This is a genomic window from Helicobacter magdeburgensis, assembly GCF_000765825.2.
GTDB lineage: Bacteria > Campylobacterota > Campylobacteria > Campylobacterales > Helicobacteraceae > Helicobacter_C > Helicobacter_C magdeburgensis.
In genome coordinates this window covers 1-7,372 of record NZ_JRPE02000029.1, presented here as the reverse complement: position 1 = coordinate 7,372, position 7,372 = coordinate 1, and the positions used below count along the sequence as shown (strand labels likewise).

At 42.7% G+C, this 7,372-nt stretch carries 2 tRNA genes and 3 rRNA genes; all 5 read right to left on the bottom strand.

What is annotated here, in order from left to right:
- Positions 1 to 171: 171 nt before the first annotated feature.
- Positions 172 to 287: ribosomal RNA gene (rrf, locus tag LS74_RS10525) — 5S ribosomal RNA — on the bottom strand.
- Positions 288 to 968: 681 nt separating this feature from the next.
- Positions 969 to 4,025, bottom strand: a 23S ribosomal RNA gene (locus LS74_RS10520).
- 478 nt (positions 4,026 to 4,503) lie between these two features.
- Positions 4,504 to 4,579, bottom strand: a tRNA-Ala gene (locus tag LS74_RS10515).
- 218 nt (positions 4,580 to 4,797) lie between these two features.
- Positions 4,798 to 4,874: transfer RNA gene (locus tag LS74_RS10510), tRNA-Ile, on the bottom strand.
- Positions 4,875 to 4,997: 123 nt separating this feature from the next.
- Positions 4,998 to 6,675 (bottom strand): 16S ribosomal RNA (locus LS74_RS10505).
- Together the 16S, 23S and 5S rRNA genes with 2 tRNA genes alongside form the textbook arrangement of a ribosomal RNA operon.
- Positions 6,676 to 7,372 lie beyond the last annotated feature (697 nt).

The following is a 7,372-nucleotide window of genomic DNA, read 5'->3' as shown; positions in this document are numbered from 1 at the left end:
TCTCAAAAAATCCAAATCTTTGTAGCAAATCAATTGACTCCAACACAACACCATCAAGTAACACTATCTTAAATCCATAAAACCAAACAAATTCAATCAAACAAATAAAAGCAAACAGCAAGATTCTATATAACGAAGTAAAAAATAAGTAAAAAGAAGTATTTCTCCCTATCCCTGCATCGACCTACATTCCCACACCTGAAAGGTGCAGTATCATCGGCGAAGAGAAGCTTAACTGCCAGGTTCGGAATGGAGCTGGGTGTTGCCTTCTCTCTATAGACACAAGGAAAAGGGAAATAAAGACAAATCAACCAATAAGCTAAAGCTCTACAATTTAAAAAAGTAAAGCTTGATAGCCCTAAAAACTTACACAAGCTCCAAGCTCTTATGCTATGTTTGTTCTTATATTTGAATCTGCCTTAAACCTATCTTTAAATTAAGCTCAATCAAAGTCAAACTTCATAGAAACAAACAAAAAAGAGATGAATACTCAACTAAACGCTCAAACTAGAATCTCAACCCACACCGACTAAGATTCTACAACCAAGCATTTAAAAGCATTTTCTACATAGCTTAAAACTCTTAAAGAAACTTTTCTTTTGTCCTTATTTCCATTTTCCTTATAGGGTAGTGTTAATAGCCATACAAGTGATTTTACACTGCTTACACTACTGCATTTTCTAATATCATTACATTAGCATAAAAACATATGCTATCACAACGACTAAAAATCTATATAATACATAAAGTCTCAATGTTATTCTTTCGTATTTAGTAACTAACCATTCAATTACACACTTCTCAACTACACTTCTCTCTTATTAAAGCAGATTCTGCATCTAAGCTTCTCATTCTAAATCTATACCTATATATTATATAAACTTATATAAACTCGCATATAAATTTGAATAATTAAACTTAAACAACAAACCTTTAGAATCTTGCACTCAATAAGGCAGTAATCCTTATATAAAAAGCCAAACGGTCTATTAGTAGTAGTCAGCTAAACACATTACTATGCTTACACATCTACCCTATCAAGCAGCTAGTCTTGCTGCGACCTTCAGGGAAAGTTTATCTTGGAGTTGGCTTCCCGCTTAGATGCTTTCAGCGGTTATCACATCCACGCGTAGCTACCCAGCGATGCTCTTGGCAGAACAACTGGTACACCAGTGGCGTGTCCATCCCGGTCCTCTCGTACTAGGGACAGCTCTCCTCAACTTTCCTACGCCCACGGCAGATAGGGACCGAACTGTCTCACGACGTTCTGAACCCAGCTCGCGTACCGCTTTAAATGGCGAACAGCCATACCCTTGGGACCTGCTCCAGCCCCAGGATGCGATGAGCCGACATCGAGGTGCCAAACCTCCCCGTCGATGTGAGCTCTTGGGGGAGATCAGCCTGTTATCCCCGGGGTACCTTTTATCCTTTGAGCGATGACCCTTCCACACAGAATCACCGGATCACTATGACCGACTTTCGTCTCTGCTCGACTTGTTTGTCTTACAGTCAGGCTGGCTTATGCCATTACACTCTTCTTGCGATTTCCAACCGCAATGAGCCAACCTTTGCAAGCCTCCGTTACTTTTTAGGAGGCGACCGCCCCAGTCAAACTACCCACCAGGCATTGTCCTACTTGAGGATAACTCAAGCTAGTTAGCAGACAGAAACATTAAGGGTGGTATCTCAACGATGGCTCCATCTCCACCAGAGTGAAGATTTCAAAGCCTCCCACCTATCCTGCGCATAATGCTCCCATCGGCAGTGCCAAGCTGTAGTAAAGGTCCACGGGGTCTCTCCGTCTTGCCGCGGGTAGGAGGAATTTTCACCTCCACTACAATTTCACTGAATCCCTGGTTGAGACAGCTCCCATCTCGTTACGCCATTCATGCAGGTCGGTATTTAACCGACAAGGAATTTCGCTACCTTAGGACCGTTATAGTTACGGCCGCCGTTTACTCGGGCTTCAATTCAACGCTTTGCATTGCTGCTAACGGATCCTCTTAACCTTCGAGCACCGGGCAGGCGTCACACCTTATACTTCCTCTTACGAGTTTGCAAAGTGCTGTGTTTTTGGTAAACAGTCGGGAGGGACTCTTTGCTGAGACCTACTTGCGTAGGCACACCTTATTGCGAACTTACGGTGCTAGTTTGCAGAGTTCCTTAACCAGAGTTCTTTCACGCGCCTTAGAATACTCATCTCATCTACCTGTGTCGGTTTGCGGTACGGGCAACATTAGCTAAACTTAGAGGCTTTTCTTGGCACGACGGCGTCAGTAGCACTCATCTTGATCCGAAGATCGCAACAAGCTATTCAAGTTTCGAATACAAGAGCGGATTTACCTATCTCTCAATCTACGCTTTTAAATTAGCACTTCCATCAGCTAACGCTACTTAGCCCTATGCGTCCCCCCATCGCACACTAATGTTGGTATGGGAATATTAACCCATTTTCCATCGACTACCCCTTTCGGACTTGTCTTAGGACCCGACTAACCCTACGATGACGAGCATCGCGTAGGAAACCTTAGATTTTCGGCGAAGTGGATTCTCACCACTTTTATCGCTACTCATTCCTGCATGCTCACTTCGCATCGCTCCAGCACTCCTTACCGGTATGCCTTCAACGCTGATACGAACGCTCTTCTACCACTGTGCATCAGCACAATCTACAACTTCGGTGTCTATCTTAGCCCCGTTATATTTTCTGCGCAAAATCACTAGACCAGTGAGCTGTTACGCTTTCTTTAAAGGATGGCTGCTTCTAAGCCAACCTCCTGGTTGTCTAAGTAACTTCACATCATTTTCCACTTAGAATAGAACTTTGGGACCTTAGTTGGTAGTCTGGGTTGTTCCCCTTTTGACGATTGATTTTATCACCCACCGCCTGACTCCCAAGATACGGTAATAGGTATTTGCAGTTTGACAGGGGTTGGTACCGCGGTGAGCAGCCCTAGCCCAATCAGAGCTCTACCCCCTATTACTATCACTTGAGGCTATACCTAAATATATTTCGAAGAGAACCAGCTATCACCAAGTTTGTTTGGCCTTTCACCCCTATCCACAGCTCATCCCAACCCGTTTCAATGGGTACGAGTTCAGTCCTCCACGAGCTATTACACTCGCTTCAACTTGGCCATGGATAGATCACTTGGCTTCGGGTCTGCAGCATCTGACTAAACGCCCTTTCAGACTCGCTTTCGCTACGGCTTCGCGTGTGCTTAACCTTGCCAGATACCACAACTCGCAGGATCATTATGCAAAAGGCAGTCCGTCACCCTTGTGAGCCTCACTAAGAAATCAAGCTAAATTCGCCTTGTGGAAATCTTTGCGGGAGTTTGAAAAAATCTTGTGCGACAGACTCTAAGTCTAGTCTCCGCGATTTTTTCTGCACAACCCACAAATCTTGCTCACAATGCTAGAATTTCTTATATATTCCTTTAATTCCTTAATGAGACCCACAATAGGGCTCCGAATGATTGTAGGCAGATGGTTTCAGGTTCTATTTCACTCCGCTCACTGCGGTTCTTTTCACCTTTCCCTCACGGTACTTGTTCGCTATCGGTGTGATAGTAGTATTTAGGGTTGGAGAGTGGTCTCCCCGGCTTCAGCCCGGATTTCACGTGTCCTGGCCTACTCTGGATCCTGCTACCTATGAATAATATTTCGCATACGGGACTATCACCCTCTATGATGTGTTTTTCCAAACACTTCTGCTACATTATTCAAGTGGATATTGCAGTCCTCAACCCCAGTAGCAAGCTACTGGTTTGCCCTCTTCCCCGTTCGCTCGCCGCTACTAGGAGAATCTCGTTTGATTTCTTTTCCTCTAGCTACTGAGATGTTTCACTTCGCTAGGTTCGCTCCATTAAAGGTAATACATATCTCTATGTATTGGGTTGCCCCATTCGGAAATCTATGGATCAAAGCTTCTTAGCAGCTCCCCATAGCTTATCGCAGCTTAGTACGTCCTTCATCGCCTCTATCACCCAAGGCATCCACCATCTGCCCTTAAAAGCTTTTTACTTCCAAGGATACTGCCTTATTGAATGCAAGATTCTTGTGGTTTCTCTTTGTCAGTTTCGCGGGAGTTTGCTAGATGCTTGTGCGACAGACACTAAGTCTAGTCTCCGCGCATCTAGCTGCACAACCCGCAAAACTGCCTAAAGATAATTCCACAATCTACACTTTGCTCTGTATTAGAAGCAACTTCAGCCTAGATTCCACTTTTCATAGAATCTACTCTCACAAATTCTAACATATCACATCGCATAGATTTAAAACTCTGCCCCAATAAGACAAGTATGTCGCGTAATTGTAGTTAATTACTATTTAGGCTATTAACAATAAAATTTCAAATAACATTTAGACTAAAGTCTAATGCAAAGTTTTCCTCAGATAAAATAAGTAAAACCTTGCATTAGACTTCTATACCTTTAACACATCTCATTGTTTATTCACATCGTTTATTGATATGGCATTGCTTAGAGACCATTCTCAAAATGGTGGAGAATAGCGGGATCGAACCGCTGACCTCCTGCGTGCAAAGCAGGCGCTCTCCCAGCTGAGCTAATTCCCCTTGTAATCATCACTAAATATAGAATCTAAAATACATTACTTAATGTTTCAATAATGCAATAAAGCCTAACTTCTACCTTTAGCTTTGATAATATAATAAATTAGTTATTTTTGATGAGAAAGTGCTGATTGTGAATTGTTTTTAAAAGGAGTTACCAAATAGGTAATGACTGAAAAAACAATGAGCAATCAGTGCTTTATCGCAAAAAGAACAATTTATGGTGGGCTTAAGAGGACTTGAACCTCTGACCTCACCCTTATCAGGGGTGCGCTCTAACCACCTGAGCTATAAGCCCACTAAGCTTGCTACATATAATGTCTCGTATTTGGAGATCTCTGAAAACTAAGCAAGTCTGTTAAGTTCTTTATACTCTTTATAGCTTTAGTTAAGATAAACAAATATCTTAACATATCTCTAGAAAGGAGGTGATCCAACCGCAGGTTCACCTACGGTTACCTTGTTACGACTTCACCCCAGTCGCTGCATCCGCCGTGGGCGGTAACCAATTTAGTATCCCGACTTAAGGCGAATACAACTCCCATGGTGTGACGGGCGGTGAGTACAAGACCCGGGAACGTATTCACCGCAACATTGCTGATTTGCGATTACTAGCGATTCCAGCTTCATGTAGTCGAGTTGCAGACTACAATCCGAACTGAGAGACATTTTAGAGATTTGCTCCACCTCGCGGTATTGCATCTTTTTGTATGTCCCATTGTAGCACGTGTGTAGCCCTAGGCGTAAGGGCCATGATGACTTGACGTCGTCCTCACCTTCCTCCTCCTTACGAAGGCAGTCTCCTTAGAGTGCTCAGCCGAACTGCTAGCAACTAAGGACGAGGGTTGCGCTCGTTGCGGGACTTAACCCAACATCTCACGACACGAGCTGACGACAGCCGTGCAGCACCTGTTTTCAAGCTCTGGCAAGCCAGCACTCCACTATCTCTAGCGGATTCTATCAATGTCAAGCCTAGGTAAGGTTCTTCGCGTATCTTCGAATTAAACCACATGCTCCACCGCTTGTGCGGGTCCCCGTCTATTCCTTTGAGTTTTAATCTTGCGACCGTACTCCCCAGGCGGAATGCTTAATGCGTTAGCTGCATTACTGCCCTGACAAGCAGGGCAACAACTAGCATTCATCGTTTAGGGCGTGGACTACCAGGGTATCTAATCCTGTTTGCTCCCCACGCTTTCGCGCATCAGCGTCAGTAATGTTCCAGCAGGTCGCCTTCGCAATGAGTATTCCTCTTGATCTCTACGGATTTTACCCCTACACCAAGAATTCCACCTACCTCTCCCATACTCTAGATGATCAGTTTCAAATGCAGTTCTGTAGTTAAGCTACAGGATTTCACATCTGACTTGACCACCCGCCTACGCGCTCTTTACGCCCAGTGATTCCGAGTAACGCTTGCACCCTCCGTATTACCGCGGCTGCTGGCACGGAGTTAGCCGGTGCTTATTCGTGAGATACCGTCATAATCTTCTCTCACAAAAGGAGTTTACAATCCTAAAACCTTCATCCTCCACGCGGCGTTGCTGCTTCAGGGTTTCCCCCATTGAGCAATATTCCCTACTGCTGCCTCCCGTAGGAGTCTGGACCGTGTCTCAGTTCCAGTGTGTCCGATCACCCTCTCAGGCCGGATACCCGTCATAGCCTTGGTGAGCCATTACCTCACCAACAAGCTGATAGGACATAGGCTGATCCTTTAGCGAAGGCTTTCAATAAAAAATTCGTCTTTGGACGATAAATCGATGAGTTCGCAATTTGCTTGTGCGACAGACACTAAGTCTAGTCTCCGCACAAATTGCTTCACAACATCAATTTCTCATTCCAAATACTAGAATTTTGTGCCAACAACACAAAACACTAAAAAGAGAAATTCTTTATTGAAAGCCCCTTTCCCCCGTAGGGAGTATCCAGTATTAATCACCGTTTCCAGTGGCTATCCCAGACTAAAGGGCACATAACCTATGCATTACTCACCCGTGCGCCACTAATCCACTTCTAGCAAGCTAGAAGCTTCATCGTTCGACTTGCATGTATTAGGCACGCCGCCAGCGTTCACTCTGAGCCAGGATCAAACTCTCCATAAATATTAAATATGGAAGTTTGAATCAAAAATAAATAATGATTGCAAACTCTCCATAAAATTATGGGAGTTTGTATCTATCAAAATTAATTAATAGTAGCAAACTCTCCATACAATCTATGGTAATGAATCTAAAGTAAAACAATAGTGTCATTCCATAGAACAAGTAATTTAGCAAATAAACTACTTGAAATTAAAGTTTGTCCTTGTCTCTTAGTTTAAAAATCACAAAGACTAGAGTGTAGATTCTAAAAAGCCTTTAGACTATGATAGAATCTTTCTCAAAGTCATAAATGAGTTATGTATAATGAACTAAGAAACTTAAGTCTATTTTATTGCTTATAAATAAGTAATAAGTAACTTAACTTTCTTGCTTAGATGTCAAAGATCATACCAAATATAATCCACTATAATAACTTTAAGCTTATATCTTAAAAGCTATGAACAATGATTATATTGATAAAGAACAACCACAGAAAAAGCAAACTAGAAAGTATCTTACTACTTTAAATCACTTTATAAAGTAATCTCAATACTCCCACACTTCACTTTGAAGCTTTAGACATTACTTTATGGTTTTTAGATTCACTAGAAAGAAAAGCTAAAAACATCATATAGAAATAAAAACCTAAGAGAAGAGACTAGAAGCTCAATCAAATGGGAGTGAAATAATACAGATTTAAAGCTTAAGGGGGGCTTAA